Source organism: Olivibacter jilunii, from assembly GCF_900607235.1.
Classification (GTDB): Bacteria; Bacteroidota; Bacteroidia; order Sphingobacteriales; family Sphingobacteriaceae; genus Olivibacter; species Olivibacter oleidegradans.
The window spans coordinates 1,314,225-1,333,435 of record NZ_LR027848.1 but is presented as its reverse complement, the minus strand read 5'-3'; the positions used below and the strand labels follow the sequence as shown (position 1 = coordinate 1,333,435).

Sequence of the window (19,211 nt, the reverse complement as noted above, 5' to 3'; positions counted from 1 at the left end):
AACGCAAGTTGTAACAATAACGAACACTTTCCTGTTCGCTATCGTTACAATTACCGCATCTCAAAATCGCTATAATGCACTAACAATAAGCAATATAACTGTTTGGAACAAAGATTGAAGTGTGGAAATCACTTGTTTAAATTGTATTAATATGTTTAAGAATTATTTTAAGATAGCCGGTCGCAACCTCCTTCGCAATAAGGGCTACGCAGCCATCAATATTATTGGCTTGGCTGTGGGTATTGCCGTTTGCATGCTGATTTTTATCATTATACAATTTCAGACGAGCTTCGATAATTTTCATACCAAAAAAGATCGTATCTATCGTGTATTAACTGAATATCCCCACACAGATGCAGCCAATGTATCGTATGGAAAAGGCGTTCCCTTTCCGCTGCCCAAAGGATTACGGACAACCTTCCCCGAATTAGAACAGGTGGCACCGATCTATGCAAGCCATAATGATCAGTTACAGGTATTAGACGTAAACGGAAATCCGGTGAAGAGTTTTAAAGAGCAGAGTGGTGTGTTTTATACAACCCCCTCGTTCTTCAACATCTTTGATTTTCCGCTACTTGCCGGTTCTTATGCGTCCCTGAAAGATCCGAACCATGTATTACTTACCAAAGAGATTGCAGAAAAATACTTCGGCGATTGGAAGACAGCCATCGGCAAAAGTCTCAAAATAATCGTATCGTATCGCGTCGGCGCAGGCTTGTTTCAATCCCCACCGGTCGCACTGAAAGTTTCCGGCATCCTCGCCAATATACCCGCTAATACAGATTTCCAGCTAAAGCTCGTCATTGCCTTCGGAACGGATTTTACCGGCGATGAACAATACGGATTTCAGATTCCTGATTGGAAGGCCACAGCACCTGAATTTGGTTGCTACGTTCTATTGCCTCCTCATATAGCCGCCGACAATTTTAATCGGCAATTAAGTGATTACGCGCAAAGGGTGCAAGCGCCCGATCATAAGGACAGCTACCTTATACAACCATTGGATGCCGTGCATTATGATACACAAACAGGCAATTACAGCGACAAAACCATAAGTCGCGAACTGATCAATGTATTGTGGTTAATCGCTGCATTTATTCTGTTAATTGCCTGCGTCAATTTTATCAATCTTTCTACTGCCCAAGCGGTAAACCGTGCCAAAGAAGTCGGCGTAAGAAAGGTTTTAGGTAGCAATAAATCGCAGTTGCAAATCCAATTCATCGTTGAAACCTTTTTGATCGTTAGCTTCGCTGTCGTACTTGCAAGCCTTATCAGCGTACTGGCCCTGTCATCTATCAACCAATTGCTTGAACTTTCCCTGCCATTTAATATACTCGGCAGCCCTTCTGTTATCTTATTTCTCCTAACGGTAACCCTAGTGGTAACTGCGCTGGCAGGATTTTATCCTTCGCTGGTATTGTCCCGCTTTAATCCGGTTAATGCCTTAAAGAGCAAACTTACGGCAAGTACCACAAAGGGCATTTCACTGAGACGAGCGCTCGTTGTGTTTCAATTTATCATTGCACAGGCACTGATCATCGGCACATTGGTCATTGTGAAGCAGATGAATTTTTTCATGAATCAGCCTTTGGGTTTCGATAAAGAAGCTATTGTAAACATTCCGTTCCGCCCCGATAGCACCGGCACCAAATTAACGGATTATTTAAGGCAGCAATTATTGTCTGTAAATGGTGTGCAGGCGGTAAGTTTCAGCTCCCATACACCGGCTGAAAATGATAATGATTTATGGACCGAACTAAAATTTGACCATGCAATCAAAGAGGCAGGCTTCCAGGCCATAACCAAGTTCGTCGATAATGAATATGTGCCCGCTTATCAATTACAGCTGATAGCGGGAAGAAACTTGCAAGCCTCCGGCATGACAAGGGAATTCCTGGTGAACGAAGCGCTGGTAAAAAGTTTGGGCTTAAAAAGCCCCGAAGAAATATTGGGTAAAGAAATAAGCATGTTTGGCGACGTCATAAAATGCCCTGTTGTTGGTGTAGTGAAAGATTTTAACGATCGGTCTTTTCACCACCATCTTGCGCCTTTACTTATGGCAACAAACAGCACCATGTACCGTCAGGCAGGAATAAAGCTAACAACTTCCAATATTTCATCCACCATGCAAGCGATCAAAAAAATATGGGAGCAGGCATTTCCGGATTACGTTTATGAATATAAGTTTCTCGACGAAAAAATTGGAGACTTTTACAAACAGGAAAATCAATTAGCTGTCCTATATAAAATTTTTGCCGCTATTGCCATCTTCCTGAGCTGTTTAGGCCTATATGGTTTAGCCTCCTTTATGGCCGTGCAGCGAATCAAGGAAGTAGGTATCCGTAAAGTACTGGGAGCCAGTACAGGTAACATTGTTTATTTGTTTTCAAAGGAATTTATCGTACTGATTGCTATCGCCTTTGCTATAGCCACTCCTATCGCCTGGTACTATATGCACCAATGGCTGCAGGATTATGCCTATCGAATCCATGTTAGTTGGTGGCTGTTTGCCATTGGCGGATTGACGGCCGTAGTTATAGCCCTTGTAACCATCAGCTTTCAGGCAATCAAAGCGGCCGTTGCCAATCCGGTAAAGAGCTTGAGGAGTGAATAGTATCTGAGATAGGTTATAAGTTATAAGCTTTAAGTTGTACGCTTTTACTTTGTTTATCGAGGCAAATTACCGTATCTTGCAGGTATAAACCCGATGTATCAACGGACGCAAAAAACTACCATTATGCTAACGGATATAAACCCCAAGTTGCCGATGCGGAACAAAGCCGCAACAAAAGATTATTACCTTAAGGAACTCGGTTTCGAGGAATTCGGCAGTGCCGACTATCCTGATTATTTAATGGTTGAGAAGGATCATATACAAATTCATTTCTTTTTGTTTGAAGAACTGGATCCTAAAACGAATTACGGACAGGTTTATATCCGAACAGACAATATTGAAGAATTATACGAATCTCTTCTGGCCAATAAAGTAAGTATACATCCCCTAGCACCCTTGCAAACCAAGCCCTGGGGACAGAAAGAATTTTCATTGCTGGATCCCGATAATAATCTGCTAACATTTGGACAAAGCTCATCCTAGCAAGCCCTTTATGTAATCATTAGACACCACCATTAGCTTAAATAAAAATTAATCCTATATTAGTATCATACATAAAAAATATCTTCATGAAATCTAGTATCCATTCAGGTGTTCAGCGAATATTCGCTATCCTTTTCATTCTGACCAATGTCAGCTTAATTGCCTGCGCTCAAAGTCCTAAAAAAAGCGCGGAAGGTAAAATCGGCGGTGCAACCGTATCCATACAGTACAGCAGCCCAAGTGTTAAGGGGAGAACCATATGGGGAGAACTGGTGCCCTATGACAAAATCTGGCGCGCAGGGGCTAATGCCGCTACGGTTTTTACAACCGATAAGGACCTAAAAGTAGAAGGTAAAAAACTACCCGCCGGAAGCTACAGCTTATTTGCCATCCCGGGCAAATCATCATGGACGATCATTTTCAACTCACAGACCGGGCAACCCGGCACCAAAAAGGGTGGCGAGGCGAACTTAGATCGTGCCAATGATGTGTTGACCGTTACCGTTAAACCGGTAAGCAATACCATGACGGAGGCTCTGACGTATGAAGTCAACAGTGACGGAATCGCCCTGATATGGGAGAAAGTAAAGGTTCCGGTAAAAATAAAATAATAAGAGAAAGGGATATCGCTTAGTTTTTCATCCCAACCCCAAACGTAATGGCATGTCTACTTTCGTACTCAGGAAATAGTAGACTTGCCATCTACATTGGCCAGTAGTCAATCAAGCGCAAGATGTCAGCCTATTCTCGATTTCAATTTAAGGTAAACGTGATGAGGCAAAGCGTTTAGAACCGCGCTTAAAAAAAGCAAAGTTAGTCCAATAATCAATGCGAGTTTCGTCGGCATAAAATATCCAAAAGTTACAACTATCGCGGATCCGACGACACATAAATACAACGGAAAAAAGCTATTTCTTTGCACACCCATTCTATATAGTGCAAACATATTGATTGCCATCGCGACTACAAGTAAGGGAAAAATAAATTTAACATAAGGCATAAACTGCATGCCAGCTATCCCAAACATGCTCAAATAAGCGGCAAAGCAAAAGGGGCATTTTGGAAGGAGCATAATAAATAACGGAACAAGCACTGAGGTTACGCCTTTAAATCCATCCTTAACAGTGGAAAGCCATCGAGCTCCCGCATTATCTGCTGAAAGAGCCATGCTTCTTAAATGACCGATGATGTTTGTATTATCCATTTCACCTCGTTGAAACCCCTTTACAATCCGGCCATTTTTATCCAATATGTAAAGTTCGATTACATGGCGATTTACTGCTTCGCCAGTATAGTTAACGCCTAACTCAAAATAATCTTTCACTAGATTTATATCCGGTACCGCCCTAAACATTTGCATGTTCTTGTTGAATACAATCCCTCTCGATACTCCATAATTTTTAATCCGATAAGAAAGGTCATAAAAAGAATCATAACTTATGGCTAAAAGCGCAACACTTTGGCCCCAACTTTCCTTCATCAATTGTCGTTGGATTGCCGCTAAGTTTGTAATGGTTAGCGAACACTTAAGCGGGTTATCACATCTAGTATAAAAAAAAGCCACCAATGTGGGCCGCCCATCAGTAAAATCGTGGAGGTGGGCCTGACGGCCGTCCTGATTCTCAAGCACGATCTCCCTAAACATCCTGACACCTCTTTTTTTACTCAACGATAAATTTAGATCTGCTCCAAGAAATGAAGGAATGTTACCACAGCAATCTTCTATCGGAGTATTGTCATTTTCAATTATTTTTATGGTTTCGCCTATAGCGGTGACAACCTTCAGGCTTAGCTTATTGTCGCCATTGGCGGCAAGGGTTCTAAGTGTGGGCAGGCATGTTTTCGCGTAAGCACCCAACCATTTCATGGTACTCAGAATTTCTGCAACGGCCGTTGTTTTGTTGTCTAAAGGCCATTGTTGATAATAGTGATCAAATGAAAAATAGTTGTCAAAAAATTTGACATTTTGAAGGGCTTTTAACAAATAGTCGGCCATCACAGGGCGCTTTTTTTCAGCTTTTCTTAAAGCTAGTGAAGCGGCAGCCACCAGATAAGCTTCTCTACTTGATGACAATTCTTCATAGACAAAAATTAGCGCACTGTCCGGTAAACCTTTTAAGAAGAATGAGTACAAAACATAACCTCTCATTCGGGTAACCGCATTTGCACTTTTATTTCTATAAACAACATGTTCTTCTTTCAATAAAGACGTCAGCTGCCGATAGGGTTTGGATGAACTTCTAAGTTCATCCACCCGTTGCCTAAATATAGATTCTTCCATGACCTATTCACGATAGAAATTGCAATAATGCCGTTCATTTGTTTACCTACCGCTCGGGTTCTTCATCCCTGTTTTCCAAGAACGAAGTAATTCCTGCTGCTAGCTCCTTTGGTAAACTAGGAAGGTCCTTCTTCACTTGATCCAAAAACTTTTCATCCGGTTTACCGCTTACTGCCCAATAATGGCTTAACACATTGAAACTTATTGCGCGTATATTTTCGCTTTCATCACTATCAAGCACCGCTTTTTGTGCAAGCTCAAGAAAATCCTCCGGCGACTGCTGTTTTAATGCCAGTAAGCTATTCTTCCTGACGTCGAATAGCTCATTTCTGTCGCTGAACACGCTCCGCAACAATTCCTTTGCCTGCGGATCGCCGGCAAGCAAATAAAGTGCTTCTGCACGACTGTTATCATTACTTGAGGTTTTTACGATTTTCTGTAGTAGTGGATAAATGCCAGCGTGGATGTCATAACCTAAAAAATGTACAGCCATCTCCTCCGAGACAACGGCTTCTTCGTGATTTTGAAGCCCATTGATCAATGTTCGTTGAAGGAATTCATCGTTCGATTTAGCAAGATAAGCAATGGCATCTCTACGGATTTCGTGATCATAATCGTTTATCAGGCCCCTAAATGCCTGAATGATCTCCGGTTGCAAAGCAGGAAAAACAGGTGACGTGAAACTCATTGTTTCAATGGTTCTCAACGCCTCTTTTCTTAAATCCAATGGCTCTCTTTTGTCCGTCAACAAGCTTAGCACATATTTTATCAAGTTTTCGTCCAGCGAAATCGCTTCCAATAATTTAACCAAAGCCGATACTCTGATGCCCGTTTCATTTTTCCTATTTCTGAGGATTTCAATTGCTTTTTTTATGCTTTCAGGGTCTGTTAACATATCCATATTATTTAAGAAAGCCATCAGATCATTTGTATCGGTTGATTTTACAAAAGATTCAAGGGCGCGACGGTTTTGATCTTTCGCCTTTTTAATATCTGCTTTTAGGCTTTCCGCTGCCCCTGCTTTTTCTGTAGACATGGCTGATATATTCTGGGGAACTACCGTATTGACAAAGTGAATGGCATCGTAATCAAAATAAAGACTTTTGTTAGTAAGCCTACCCTGATAATCAATCGTATCGATAACTTTAGGTGTCGGTCCCGGATAATTAGTAAATACCGAAGCGATGAAGGGGCCACCAGGAGCGGTGGGCGGACGGTCTCCGCCCGTAACACCGTTCCAAGGCCACATAGTATCGTCCAAGTAGTCACCAATCCGTGGGTTTGGCGATCTATTGGTTTCGGGGCTATAAGCATTTATATTAGTTGAATCGTAAAGCGTGTTACCGGTACCCAAGCTTTGCCATTCTGCCCAGATACGGTCGACATTCGCATGTATCATGAAAAACAAAGGATCACGAGGAGCAGTAGGTGCAAAATTTACCGGCCCCGTGAAAGATGTATGAGCGGAGCCATGTGGGTTACCTTCCATGCTCGCAAATTGCCGGAAGCCAGGCAATCTGCCAAGTGTAGTACTTCGCGCTTCAACATTTGCACGACTTTGTTGCGCGTTGAATCGCGGTATTCTCGCCAAAGGTGGCAAATTATTGATATACCAGTTGTTGAGGGGATTATTAACAGAAAATTGCAATTCACCTACTGTCGAACTTGTGGGGACCCCCATAAAATCAAGGGTGAAAACATTTGGTGCCGGTGATTGAAAATCCCAATAAGGAATCATCACACTTTTATCAAATTCGTGCAAGTGCCTTTCTAAATCAAGGAGATACATACGATGCCAAGGTAAAAAAGCTGCCCGGTTATGAATTTGACTATTCGCTGCTTCATTATGCATATCAAGGAAGCTCTGATAATTACCCGACAGCAAAACGTTGACAAAAGCATTTAAAAATTTATCACGCTCTATAGTTGTCAGTGAGTTTGCATTCTTCCGCACTCTAACCGTGAATTTAATAATGCGAACAGATTGGTCATTGTGCTTGAAATTGATAGCGGCATCATTGTATTGCGTACTTGGAACATCCGGCTTACCAGCAATATAATAACTAACCGTAGCCCCATCTCCAGGAACCTGTAATGTTAATGTTTCGCTTACAGGTGAGCTAAGATTGGGGTAAAATACTAATTGGCCACCCGTTAAAGGATCGTTATTGCTGAGCACAATAGTCACAGGGAGGCCACCCGGCACACCGTCCGACAACCGCAATGTACATTGCGCAGGTGTGTATCCAACGTAAAAGGGCCCTTGTTTTTTTCCGTTGATGGCAAATTCTAAAATCATAATACAGGCTTTTAATTATTGATTTTATTGATTATTATTCTCTGACTTACAGCTAGTTAAAGTAAGAATTATTTGTCGATAAATCTATAAAATTTGAGAGTTGTACGTATTATGAGAATTCCTTACTGAAGAATCTTAACAAACGAAAGGTAACTGAGAAAAGATATATAAAACGGAACAAAAATACACTAAAAGAAGCGAAACAGCTCACATAAAAAAGTATAGCTAAGATACTAAAAAATCAATTACTTCAAATTAAAAGAGCTGTATAATTTCCGCCTTGTTTATTATTTTCGTACCTATAAAAAAGAATTTGCACTAGCAATCAAAACGGAACAGTGGATCAGCACTTTCATTACAAATTTGTAGATCCGGAAGAGGCCCTTGCCGATTTCGTAGAAAGTATTGGATTCTTTCATAATCCGGCCCGGCAGCCAAAAGAAGTGGTAGTATTACCCGACGGACGGGTCGATTTATTTTTCACACAAACGGCATCCGCCCCTTTTCGGGTGATGTTGATGGGTTTGGAAACCTTTCCTGAACAAAGAAGCGTTCCGCCCCAAATGCGCACGTTCGTTATCAGCTTTAAACCCTTAGCCGTTGAATATATCTTACAGAAGCCCATCGCCGATTTTTTGAACAGTGCCCAAGATCTACCCCCTGATTTTTGGCATTTTAATGCAGGTGACTTCAAAGATTTTGACACCTTTTATAAGAAAGCATCTCAAACCCTTCGAGCATTTCTTCCCGAGAAAATTGACGCAAGAAAACAAAAGCTCTTCGAGCTAATCTACGCCACCAAGGGCGAAATGAGCGTTAAAGAACTTTCAGAGAACGTAGGCTGGAGCAGTCGGCAAATCAATCGGTATTTCCAACATCAATTCGGCCTGCCGCTAAAAGCCTATTGCAACATCCTTCGTTTCAGGACCTCCCTAGCACACATTGCACAGGGCAAGCTATTTCCCGAGCTCAACTTTACAGACCAAAACCATTTTATCAAAGAGATTAAAAAATTCGCCGGCGTAGTTCCCAAAGAACTGTCCAAAAACCAAAACGACCGATTTGTACTATTATCCGTTTTAAAACAGCAATAATTTTGTGCCATTAAATACAATGGTATGGAACTGAATAACAAGCAAATTGCTATTGTTGGCGGTGGCCCCGGCGGGCTCACTTTAGCTCGGCTACTACAGCTAAAAGGCGCCAATGTAAACGTATATGAAAGAGATTTAGACAAAAATGCCCGCGTACAGGGCGCACCGCTCGACTTGCATGAAGACGCCGGATTGGCGGCTTTGCGTAAAGCAGAGTTATTGGATGCGTTTAAAAAGAATTTCCTTCGCGGGGCAGATAAAAAGGTCATCACCAATGCCCATGCCGAAATCCTCTTTAGCGATCACGACGCCAAACCCGAAGAGAATTTCGGTGCGGATTATTTCCGTCCGGAGATAGACCGCGGCCCGCTAAGAAATCTATTGCTCACATCGTTAAAACCCGAAACGGTTGTGTGGAATAGCCATTTTATTTCCATGGAGACGGAAGGCGAAGGCTGGCGGCTACATTTCAAAAATGGGATCTCCGTTTATGCCGATATTGTGATTGCTGCCGACGGCGCCAATTCAAAAATTCGCCCTTACATCACCGAGATCAAACCTTTCTATTCAGGCATTGTCATGCTAGAAGGCAATATACACAAGGCAAAAGAAACAACGCCTGCTATGGCAGCCTTATTCAATGGCGGCAAAGTAATGGCTTTCGGCAACGGTAAGTGTATATTGGGCGGTCAAAAAGGCAATGGCGACCTGGGTTTTTACGCCAGCTTCAAAGCCGATGAGCAATGGCCGCAAAATTGTGGTTTGGATTATAACGATACGAGCCGGATGCTGGATTGGTTTAAAAAGGAATATCCCGGATGGAGTGCTATTTGGAATGAACTCTTCGAAAATGCTGTGCCCCCTTTCATTCCGCGGCCTATCTATTGCATGCCTTTAAACCAGCACTGGGAAACCAAAACCAACCTTACCATGCTGGGCGATGCCGCACACGTGATGCCGCCATTTGCCGGTGAAGGGGTTAACATGGCCATGCGTGATGCCCTGGAGCTGAGCGAATGCTTAACATCCGGCAAATTCAGCACCCTGCAAGCAGCCCTCTCGTTTTACGAAGCGAATATGCGCAAACGAGCCTCAAAAGCCGCTCGGGAGTCGCTCGAAAATGGTGAGACGATGCATTCCGAGCATGCATTGGAAAAAATGTTAGCTTTCTTTAGCGGGCACAGGTAACTAGAAAAAGCATCAAAGTGCTTCAACCGGTTGGTTTTGTAATAATTCAGTGCCCCATTGGTCTATCACCTTTATTACCGGAATCAATGATTCTCCAAAATCCGTTAGAAAATATTCCACCTTCGGCGGCAATTCAGGATATACTACCCGTCTGATAACACCACGCTCTTCCAGCTCTTTTAATTGCTGGTTGAGCACTTTTCTGGTCGCCAGCGGATTGAGTCGTTGCAATTGGCTGGGCCGCCTGTTTCCGTTCATGATGTTAAAAATAAGGCAGGGCTTCCACTTCCCACCTATAATATCCATGGTTGCTGCCACGCCACAATCTATATTTTTTGGAATCTTACGTTCGTACATAGCATGCTGGTATTTATATACAAAGGTAAAACAATTTGTTATTTTATAGCCATAGGTACTTTTTTGTACCTATGCTACAATCAAGTACGTACTTGTTTATCAGATCCTACGACCCTAGATTTGCATTCTAATTCTTGCGCGCAGAATTCAACTTTTTAATTTAAACAGCATTAACAATGAAGATTAAACGTTCAAAACTCCTATTCGGCACCTTATTCAGCCTCTTTGTAGGCATTCATGCCGAGCTGCCCGCACAACAAAGATCCCCTTACTTAAAGCAGCCCAGTAGCTACGAAATGGTATTGGGCGACGTTAAAATCACCGCACTCTTAGATGGCAGTGTCAACCAAGTTCTTAAAGACCTGTTGATAAACACTACCGATGAAGAAATTGACCACCTTACTGCTGAGAACTTTCAAACCGACGAAAACGAAGCGTCTGTAAACGCCTATTTATTTAAATTAGATAACAAACTGATGATGGTAGATGCCGGAACGGCCGATTTATACGGACCGTCTTTAGGCTTTCTACCCCGTAACCTTTTGAAAGCAGGTTATGATCCGAAGCAAATTGATGTGATTCTGGTGACACATATTCATACCGATCATACCGGTGGACTGATGGATGGCGACAAAATGGTTTTCCCCAATGCTACGGTATATGTCAGCAAACCCGAACTGGACTTTTGGTTAGGCGAGGAAAGTTATAAAAACGCTCCGGCCGATAAGAAAGTATATTTCGAGCAAGCGCGGGAAAGAATCCTGCCCTATTTGAACGCGGGAAAGGTCAAAACCTTTGCGTTTGGGAAAGAACTGTTTCCAGGTCTGACGCCTGTGGCTGCTCAAGGACATACGCCGGGGCATACCTTTTATCAGCTAATCAGCAAAAATGAAAAAATCATGTTCTGGGGTGATCTATTGCATTCTGCCGCCGTACAATTCCCCAATCCCGACGTAAGAATAGTTTACGACATCAATCCAGAGCAGGCTGCAATGACACGTAAAAAGGCTTTTGCCGATGCCGCTCAACATAAATACTGGATTGCGGCAGATCACCTCTCCTATCCAGGTATTGGCCATATCAAAAAGGAAGGAAATGGTTATCGCTGGTATCCCATCAACTATACAATCGACCCAACAGGCAAGGGACAGTAAAACAAAAAAATGAGACACATGAAGTATTGGATTTGCGTTGCCGCTGTTTTTCTTCTTTTCAAGAATCTTTCAGCCCAAACGACGCACGAAGACAAAAAAGCAACGATTGCACATTTTTTCAATCAGTCACTAACAAATGCGCCTATACCGGCCCATCTGCACGATTTAACCAAACAGATCGGCCACCGGATTTCCGGCTCACCACAGGCAGAAGCAGCCGTGCACTGGATCAAGATGCAGCTGGAAGCATTAAGGCCCGACAGCGTCTATTTACAAGCCGTTAACATTCCGGTATGGAAAAGAGGCCCAAAAGAGAAGGCTTTCATCCAAACGGCCGGTCATAGCTTGCAACAAATGCAGGTACTCGCCCTTGGTGGATCGGTGGCCACCAAGGGCACCTTGCGTGCCGAAGTTGTGGAGGTAAAATCATGGGCGGAATTGTCAGCCTTACCGGCCGATAAAGTAAAAGGCAAATTTGTTTTCTACAACCGCGCTATGGATCCCACTAAAATCGATCCATTTGAAGCCTACCTAGAAGCTGTTGATCAGCGCTCCATAGGCGCCATTGAAGCTGCCAAAAAAGGGGCTGTAGGCGCCTTAGTGCGTTCACTAACACTTGCCAAGGATTATTATCCACATACCGGCGCCATGCAGTATGCGAATGGAATCAGCAAAATCCCGGCTGCCGCACTCGGCACACGCAGCGCCGACCTGCTGAGCCAAAAGCTTAAAGATAATCCCACGCTCCGATTCTCTTTAGAGATGCACTGCAGCACCTTGCCCGCGATTGTTTCGAACAATGTCATTGCCGAAATAACCGGGGCCGAATTCCCGGATGAATTCATCACCATCGGTGCACATATTGATTCGTGGGATGTAGGCGAAGGTGCCAGCGACGATGCCACGGGTATTGTACAGACCATCGAGGCGCTTCGCTTATTTAAAACCTTAGCGTCCAAACCCAAACGAAGCATTCGCTTTATCTTCTATATGAACGAGGAATCCGGTGCTCATGGCGGCAGTAAATATGCGTCTGCGGCAAGAGAAAATGAGGAGAAACACCTTGCATCCATCGAGTCTGACGCCGGCGGCTTTCAACCGGTTGGATTTCGTATTGATGGCGACCCACAACCCGTGGATCAGATCACGGCTTATAGTTCGCTTTTATCCCAATATGGCATGGGACGTATCCTTCCGAAGCATAGAGGCGTAGACATTGTCGCCATGAAAGATTTATCCAAGGTATTACTGAGTTTAGATTGTGAATCGCATCGGCTGTTTGACATTCACCATAGCGAATTAGACACCCTTGATAAGCTCAATTATAGGGAAGTGACCTTAGGAGCGGTGGCCATGACCGTGATGGCCTTCCTGATAAGCGAGTACGGTTTGTAAAAAACAATAAAATGATTTATCTCCATGAAAACTAACATCTTAACAACCTGTTTAGCGCTATGTTACAGCGTCATATGCTTGCAACTAAGTGCACAAACAAAAACAGACGAAGTGCTAAAGCCCTATAGCGATTACGTGGTGCAGCAAGGAGTCGTCTATACATCCGGCCTATTAGGCTTAGACGCGGCAGGCCGCATCCCGCCAACATTCGAACAAGAAGTGCTCCAGCTATTTGGCAATTTAGATCAGGTGCTAAGCACGGCCAACAGCAGTAAAGAAAAGATTTTCAGCGTAACGGTTTATTTGAGCAGCATGACTCACTTCAACACCTTCAATCGGCTATATACTGCTCATTTCAAAGCACCCTACCCGGTGCGGACTTGTGTAGCCGTACAAAAACTTGCCAGAAACGCACACATTGAAATAAGTGCCATGGCAAGGTTGTAGTCTTCATAAACCTTTTTTTACTCCATCTACCTACGCTTCCGGAAAGTATTCAATTACTTTCCGTTTGATATCCTAGGTCAATTCGCGCCGGCTCACTTGTAGCGCTTTCCATCTTCTTCCCGTTTTCTTTATAAACCCCTAAATCAAGGTCATGAAAAAAATACACCTAGCCTGCGCCCTCTTTCTCGGTATCTTATTCGTTATCGGTTGCGAGAAAGAAGAAACTGAAAACCCCATCATTGTAGAGCCCCAACAATGGAGAGAAATCGCTAAAGACAGCATTAGCAGCGGCCTCGTAGAAGGCTTTACCATTGGCGCCAATGCTACCGAGGCCTATCAGGTCGTACAGCAGCGCTTGCAAAGCCATACCCCCAACGTGCAAGTAGTATCCAACATCTATCATAAAATGGAAGACATAGCCGGAAAAATCGGCTTATACAATGCCTTACTCTTTGATGAAGAAAAGGGCACCGGCACCGGCGTTCAGCTTTATTTTGAAGACGACCGCATCAAGTCCATTTATACCAATGATGGCAAGCAGCTTAACAGCTGGCCCAACAACAATTTTTCGCCCATGCGTGTTAACGTGGGTATGGAAGTTAGCCGCGTCTATCCGCAATTATTAGCACTTAGCAGTATCAACCAGTACGCGCGTAAATTCCAGCGCATTTCCCTATTCTCCAAAAATACCAACAAAGATTTTGACCCGGCTATGGCTCGATCACCCCAATGGTATTTTGCCCATAGCGAAGCCGATGGCAAACAAAAGCGTGTTCATCTCTATTTTGAAGAAGGTAAACTGTTATCTGTGGTTACCGGTATCTACGCGCCTTATTAGCTACGGCATCATCAAATCTTCAATCTTTTTCGCCATCTCATTATAGGGATATTTATGCGAAAGGAAATAATGCTCGGCCTTTCCGTTGGGGTTCCAAACATTATTACCTTTTTCGTCAACTACAAACTGCCCCGGACCATTTACATAGAAGTAGTCTTCCGGATTCCGTATCGCACACAACACCGCTGTTTGATCCCAGGAGGGTCTGCTTTTTTCGCCTTCCTTGGCGTAGGTCCGGAGATTATAAGCATAGGCCCAGGCCACCGGATTCTCCTCGGTGTTTTCCTGTGCTACACGACCGCCGGTAAAGAGCTCTTTACCGATTTCAAAGCCGCTGAACAAGATCGGACTTGGCCAGTGCCTAAAAGCCTCATAAGAAGCTGATGCATCTTTCATTACATTAAACTCAGCACCTTGTGGGAAGCTACCGGCCATGGCAACCAGCTTTTTTATCTTTTGTTTTACCAACTCCGCGCCGTTAAGTGGCGAAAACTGATCAGGTTTCGATTGCAACAGCGCTTTCAGGTTCGACAGAAAGCCGACGGTAACAATCGTTACACTATGATCCTGCTGACCGGCCAATATTTTCCTGTATACTTCAATAGCCGAAGGATAACGCTTTCCTTGCAAAGAAGGATCAAAGCGCTTGATCAGCAAATCGTTCCAGTGATTACCCGCTTCAATTGTCGGTGCATCTGCAGCGGCCATCCCAACCGGGATATCCGGCCTTTTAAAATACCGATTAAACAATTCAATAGTCGGTGCTATCGATACATGGCTATCACTGGCAACGGTCGCCAATATTTCGCACTCGCCCTTCGCTGCCAAATGATGTAAGATTGCAATAGCGCCCACATCATCGTAATCCGGCCCCATATCCGTATCAAAGATCAGTTTTGGAATTTTGCTCGTTCGCTCTTGTGCTTGCATCTGCATACTACTTAGCATCACCCATGCGGCGAACATATAAATGGCCTTTTTCATAATTTTGTTTGTTTTAAAAGTATAAAAAATCCTTTTAATCTTTATACCGAAACAAAAAATCCGCCACTATCCGCCCTCCTATAGGCTTCTATCCATATTGGGCTCAAAATAAACGTTATTTTCATCAAATACTTTCAACTAACCTAACAACATTAGCGATTCGTCCGGATACGAACAGCACCTGTTCAAAATCGAACACTTACTCAAGCATACTTTCAATTAACAACAACATAATCAATAAGTTATACTTTTGGCGTAGTTGCTGATGTATTTTGAGCAGCATACTGGCAAAAAACCAATACGCTGTTTCAAAATATAAACGCGATGATCAAAAATTATCTCAAAACCGCTTGGCGCAACTTAGCAAAAAGCAAAGGATACAGCGCCATTAACATCGGTGGCCTCGCAGTGGGTATGGCCGTCGTGATGTTGATTGGGTTATGGGTATATGATGAACTGACATTCAATACCTATCATAAGAATTATGATCGCATCGCGCAGGTGATGCAGCACGCCAACTTTAACGGCAAAATAGGTACCCAAACTGCCAATCCTGCTTTGATGGGCCCGGAATTACGGGCTAAATACGGAAGCGATTTTAAATATGTAGTACAGGCGTCCTGGAATTTCAATCCGCTGCTCTCCATCGGTGATAAACGTATCAACCAAGAAGGTATCTACTTTGAAAAAGATGCCCCCGACATGCTGAGCCTCCACATGCTGAAAGGAAGCCGGGCGGGCCTGCACGATCCGCATTCCATTCTGCTCTCAGCCTCGGCTGCAGAAGCCCTATTTGGCGATGAAGATCCCATGGGCAAAACCATAACCTTAGATCGCAGCCAACAAGTAAAAGTAACCGGCGTATACGACGATCTCCCCAGCAACAGCTCCTTTGCCAATGTGAAAGTTATCCTACCCTGGTCTTTATGGCTGATCCAAAACCCCTGGGCCAGCCAAATGGAACAGCCCTGGAGCAGCAACTTCAGTCAAACTTTCGTGCAGATTACCGAGAAAGGAGATATGGAAAGCATCTCTTCGAAAATCAAAAACGTGAAAATGGATAATGTAAGGGACGAGGATCAAAAAGCCGAGTGGGTAGTTTTCCTGCAGCCTATGTCCAAATGGAATTTATATAATGAGTTCCGTAACGGAGTAAATACCGGTGGAGGTATCCGTTATGTACGACTGTTTGGCCTTATTGGCGGCTTTGTATTGATATTAGCTTGCATTAATTTTATGAACCTGGCCACCGCAAGGAGCGAAAAACAGGCGAAGGAAGTAGGCATCCGCAAAACTGTTGGTTCGCATCGTTGGCAGCTCATTGGAAGGTTCTTCGCCGAGTCGTATATCACCGTGCTGATTGCTTTTGTTTTATCGCTGCTGTTGGTCGTGTTATTTTTACCGGCCTTCAATGAAGTCGCGGGCAAGAAAATCGGCCTCCCCTGGCTCAATCCCATATTCTGGACGGCAAGCTTGGTTTTTGTTTTTATTACCGGCCTACTGGCCGGCAGCTATCCGGCTTTCTACCTATCCTCCTTCCATCCGCTGAAAGTGTTGAAAGGAACCTTCAAAGTCGGCCGTTTTGCATCGGTTCCCCGCAGGGTGTTGGTCGTTATCCAATTCACGGTATCCGTCATGCTCATTATTGGTACCATAATCGTCTACCAACAAATTCAGCATGCCAAAGCCCGGCCCGTTGGTTACACCAAAAACGGCTTAGTAAACTTGTCCTTCCAAAACGAGCTGCGGAAACATTTCGAGGCATTCCGAACCGAATTAAAGAATTCCGGTGCCATTGAGGAGATGGCCGGAGCCGTTCCTGTTACGGGTGTATGGAACAGCAATGGCGGCTTTGAGTGGGAAGGCAAAGACCCCGATCTAGCTACCGACTTCCCGAATAACTCCGTATCATACGACTTCGGCAAAACCATACAATGGAAGATAAAAGCGGGGAGGGATTTTTCACGAGATATGGCTACCGATTCATCGGCCTTTATCATCAACGAATCGGCCGCCCGATTTATGGGCCTTGAAGATCCCGTAGGAAAAACGATTCGGCAAGGTGACGACCGCTTTACCGTTATAGGCGTAGTTGACGACATCTTGCAAGAATCGCCTTTCTTCCCCGTGCGGCCAACCTTTTATCACCTCGACACGTACGACGCAATGGTAAACATTGTCTTAAGGTTAAATCCAAAACAGAACCCCAGCCAATCCATTAGCACCATTGAAAATATTTGGAAGAAATACGTGGATGATGTTCCCTTTGAGTATTCATTTGTCGATGAAGCTTTTGGCGACAAGTTCAAAACAGAAGAACGCATCGGCAAGTTATCTTCTTATTTCGCTGTACTTGCCATCTTCATTTCCTGCCTCGGACTGTTCGGCATGGCCAGCTTTGTGGCAGAGCAACGGACCAAAGAGATCGGCATCCGAAAAGTATTAGGTGCCAGCGTCGCAAATTTACTGCGCCTGCTGTCAAAAGAGTTTGTACTGTTGGTTACCATTTCCTGCATCATCGCGGTGCCCGTGGCTTGGTACTATCTTGGCCAATGGCTTAGTAATTATGACTATCGGGTAGAGATCAGCTGGCTCGTGTTTATCGCCGCCGCCGTACTGGCGCTCATTATCACGCTTTTCACAGTTGGTTTCCAAGCAATTAAAGCAGCAACCGCCAATCCGGTGACGAGTTTGCGAAATGAGTAGACGATTTGTATGCAAGTATATTTTTCACATTTCACTTTTGCAAGAACTACAATAGTTGATTTCTATGCAAATTCAAAATTTATTCCATGTAATTTCAAAGTTTAGTTCATGTAAATTCAAAATTAATCTTATGTATTTTCAAAATTACTACGTATTTTTGAAAAAATAGGAAGATGGAAAAATTCATAAACCGCTCTGTTTCAAGTATCCTGCTGGCCCAAAAGGAGAAGTTCCCGGTATTAGCAATTACCGGTCCTAGGCAATCAGGAAAAACAACTTTATTGAAGCATCTATTCAAAGACTATAAATATATAACGTTAGAAAATCCTGACATCCGTTCTTTTGCAAATGAAGACCCCAACGGCTTTTTGCAACAATATGACGGAAAGGTTATTTTAGATGAAGCACAACGAACACCTGAACTTTTTTCTTACATCCAATCAAAGGTGGATGAAACCGGTAAAATGGGACAATTCATTCTATCAGGCTCCCAAAATTTTCACCTGCTGAACAGTATTACGCAAACCCTATCCGGAAGGATAGCGCTGTTCAAATTATTACCTTTTGATATACAGGAAATGGAAAACGCACGGTTATTGTCCAAGACCTATACCGATGCCTGTTTCAAGGGCTTTTACCCGGCAATATTCGATCGTGAAATCGACCCGAATATATTTTATGCAAATTACATCCAAACCTATATCGAAAAGGATGTAACCACCTTGATCAATATCCGTGATCTAAAAACCTTCCGCACATTTCTTGGCCTATGCGCCAGTCGCGCCGGCCAACTACTTAATATCAGCGCATTGGCAAATGCTTGTGATATTAGTCAACCTACAGCTAAAGCCTGGTTATCTATTCTAGAAAGCAGTTATATTATCTTTTTGCTCAATCCTTATCACGAAAATTTTAACAAACGGCTAATCAAAAGCCCCAAGCTATATTTTTATGACAGCGGTTTATTATGTCATCTATTGGGTATTCGCCATCAAGAAGAAGTGTCCGAAAACCGCTTAAAAGGTAACATTTTTGAGAACATGGTCATCGCTGATTTCATTAAGCACAACGCACATCAATATCTTCATCAAGAATCCTATTTCTGGCAAGACAGCAATCAACACGAAATTGATTTCCTTCTTAAAAAAGCCAATGGTTTTGAGATCTTCGAAGTAAAAGCCACACAAACCGTTACACCAAAGCTTTTCGCCAATATGGACTATTTCGCTGAGCTAGCAAGTCCACAACCCGTGAATAAAACCTTAATTTATGGTGGTAATGAAAACCAAGAGCGCACAAAATATAAGGTGTTAAGCTGGAGAGATATCGGAAAGCTGTACTCTTAACTTTTTAAATCGGTTCATCTTCATT

The 19,211-nt window shown here is 43.4% G+C and carries 15 protein-coding genes; 11 read left to right on the top strand and 4 right to left on the bottom strand.

The annotated features are described in order from the left end of the window. Positions 1-151: 151 nt before the first annotated feature. The 3 genes from E0E36_RS05535 (at position 152) to E0E36_RS05525 (ending at position 3,708) form a co-directional block, all read left to right on the top strand. A complete protein-coding gene (locus E0E36_RS05535; RefSeq protein WP_130855058.1) occupies positions 152-2,614 on the top strand; it encodes an ABC transporter permease in 2,463 nt (820 codons plus the stop codon). Between the two features lie 123 nt (positions 2,615-2,737). Beyond that, positions 2,738-3,097 carry a bleomycin resistance protein gene (locus tag E0E36_RS05530; protein ID WP_130855057.1) on the top strand — a complete coding sequence of 120 codons (360 nt, stop codon included), beginning with the start codon at positions 2,738-2,740 and terminating at the stop codon, positions 3,095-3,097. Positions 3,098-3,183: 86 nt separating this feature from the next. Further along, positions 3,184-3,708: a DUF2911 domain-containing protein gene (locus tag E0E36_RS05525; protein ID WP_130855056.1), complete on the top strand. Its 525-nt coding sequence runs from the start codon at positions 3,184-3,186 to the stop codon at positions 3,706-3,708. A 125-nt stretch (positions 3,709-3,833) separates the two neighbouring features. Here E0E36_RS05525 and E0E36_RS05520 read toward each other — a convergent pair whose 3' ends face one another. Beyond that, the gene (locus E0E36_RS05520; protein WP_130855055.1) at positions 3,834-5,378 is read right to left on the bottom strand and encodes an SCO family protein; all 1,545 of its coding nucleotides are present in this window, start codon (positions 5,376-5,378) and stop codon (positions 3,834-3,836) included. A 46-nt stretch (positions 5,379-5,424) separates the two neighbouring features. Further along, complete coding sequence (locus E0E36_RS05515; protein ID WP_130855054.1) at positions 5,425-7,677, bottom strand: tyrosinase family protein; 2,253 nt, start codon at positions 7,675-7,677, stop codon at positions 5,425-5,427. A gap of 338 nt (positions 7,678-8,015) precedes the next feature. Between E0E36_RS05515 and E0E36_RS05510 the strand changes: the two genes are divergently transcribed. After that, positions 8,016-8,771 carry a helix-turn-helix domain-containing protein gene (locus E0E36_RS05510; RefSeq protein ID WP_130855053.1) on the top strand — a complete coding sequence of 252 codons (756 nt, stop codon included), beginning with the start codon at positions 8,016-8,018 and terminating at the stop codon, positions 8,769-8,771. A 24-nt stretch (positions 8,772-8,795) separates the two neighbouring features. Next, on the top strand, positions 8,796-9,959 hold the full coding sequence (locus E0E36_RS05505; protein ID WP_130855052.1) for an FAD-dependent oxidoreductase: 1,164 nt from the start codon (positions 8,796-8,798) through the stop codon (positions 9,957-9,959). A gap of 12 nt (positions 9,960-9,971) precedes the next feature. Here E0E36_RS05505 and E0E36_RS05500 read toward each other — a convergent pair whose 3' ends face one another. Continuing rightward, positions 9,972-10,316, bottom strand: a complete 345-nt coding sequence (locus tag E0E36_RS05500; protein ID WP_013664135.1) for a winged helix-turn-helix transcriptional regulator — start codon at positions 10,314-10,316, stop codon at positions 9,972-9,974. 176 nt (positions 10,317-10,492) lie between these two features. Between E0E36_RS05500 and E0E36_RS05495 the strand changes: the two genes are divergently transcribed. From E0E36_RS05495 to E0E36_RS05480, 4 genes are all read left to right on the top strand, one after another. Further along, entirely contained in the window at positions 10,493-11,470 is a 978-nt protein-coding gene (locus E0E36_RS05495) for an MBL fold metallo-hydrolase (RefSeq protein ID WP_130855051.1), read from the top strand. Between the two features lie 9 nt (positions 11,471-11,479). Then, positions 11,480-12,865, top strand: coding sequence for a M20/M25/M40 family metallo-hydrolase (locus tag E0E36_RS05490; RefSeq protein WP_130855050.1), 1,386 nt, complete (start codon positions 11,480-11,482; stop codon positions 12,863-12,865). Positions 12,866-12,889: 24 nt separating this feature from the next. Beyond that, on the top strand, positions 12,890-13,312 hold the full coding sequence (locus tag E0E36_RS05485; RefSeq protein WP_130855049.1) for a RidA family protein: 423 nt from the start codon (positions 12,890-12,892) through the stop codon (positions 13,310-13,312). A gap of 151 nt (positions 13,313-13,463) precedes the next feature. Beyond that, the gene (locus E0E36_RS05480) at positions 13,464-14,150 is read left to right on the top strand and encodes a hypothetical protein (protein ID WP_130855048.1); all 687 of its coding nucleotides are present in this window, start codon (positions 13,464-13,466) and stop codon (positions 14,148-14,150) included. Here E0E36_RS05480 and E0E36_RS05475 read toward each other — a convergent pair whose 3' ends face one another. Continuing rightward, complete coding sequence (locus E0E36_RS05475; RefSeq protein ID WP_130855047.1) at positions 14,151-15,134, bottom strand: nucleoside hydrolase; 984 nt, start codon at positions 15,132-15,134, stop codon at positions 14,151-14,153. It abuts the gene before it with no gap. A gap of 324 nt (positions 15,135-15,458) precedes the next feature. Here E0E36_RS05475 and E0E36_RS05470 point away from each other — a divergent pair, with 324 nt between their 5' ends. Further along, positions 15,459-17,840, top strand: a complete 2,382-nt coding sequence (locus E0E36_RS05470; protein ID WP_130855046.1) for an ABC transporter permease — start codon at positions 15,459-15,461, stop codon at positions 17,838-17,840. A 173-nt stretch (positions 17,841-18,013) separates the two neighbouring features. After that, complete coding sequence (locus E0E36_RS05465; RefSeq protein WP_130855045.1) at positions 18,014-19,186, top strand: ATP-binding protein; 1,173 nt, start codon at positions 18,014-18,016, stop codon at positions 19,184-19,186. Positions 19,187-19,211 lie beyond the last annotated feature (25 nt).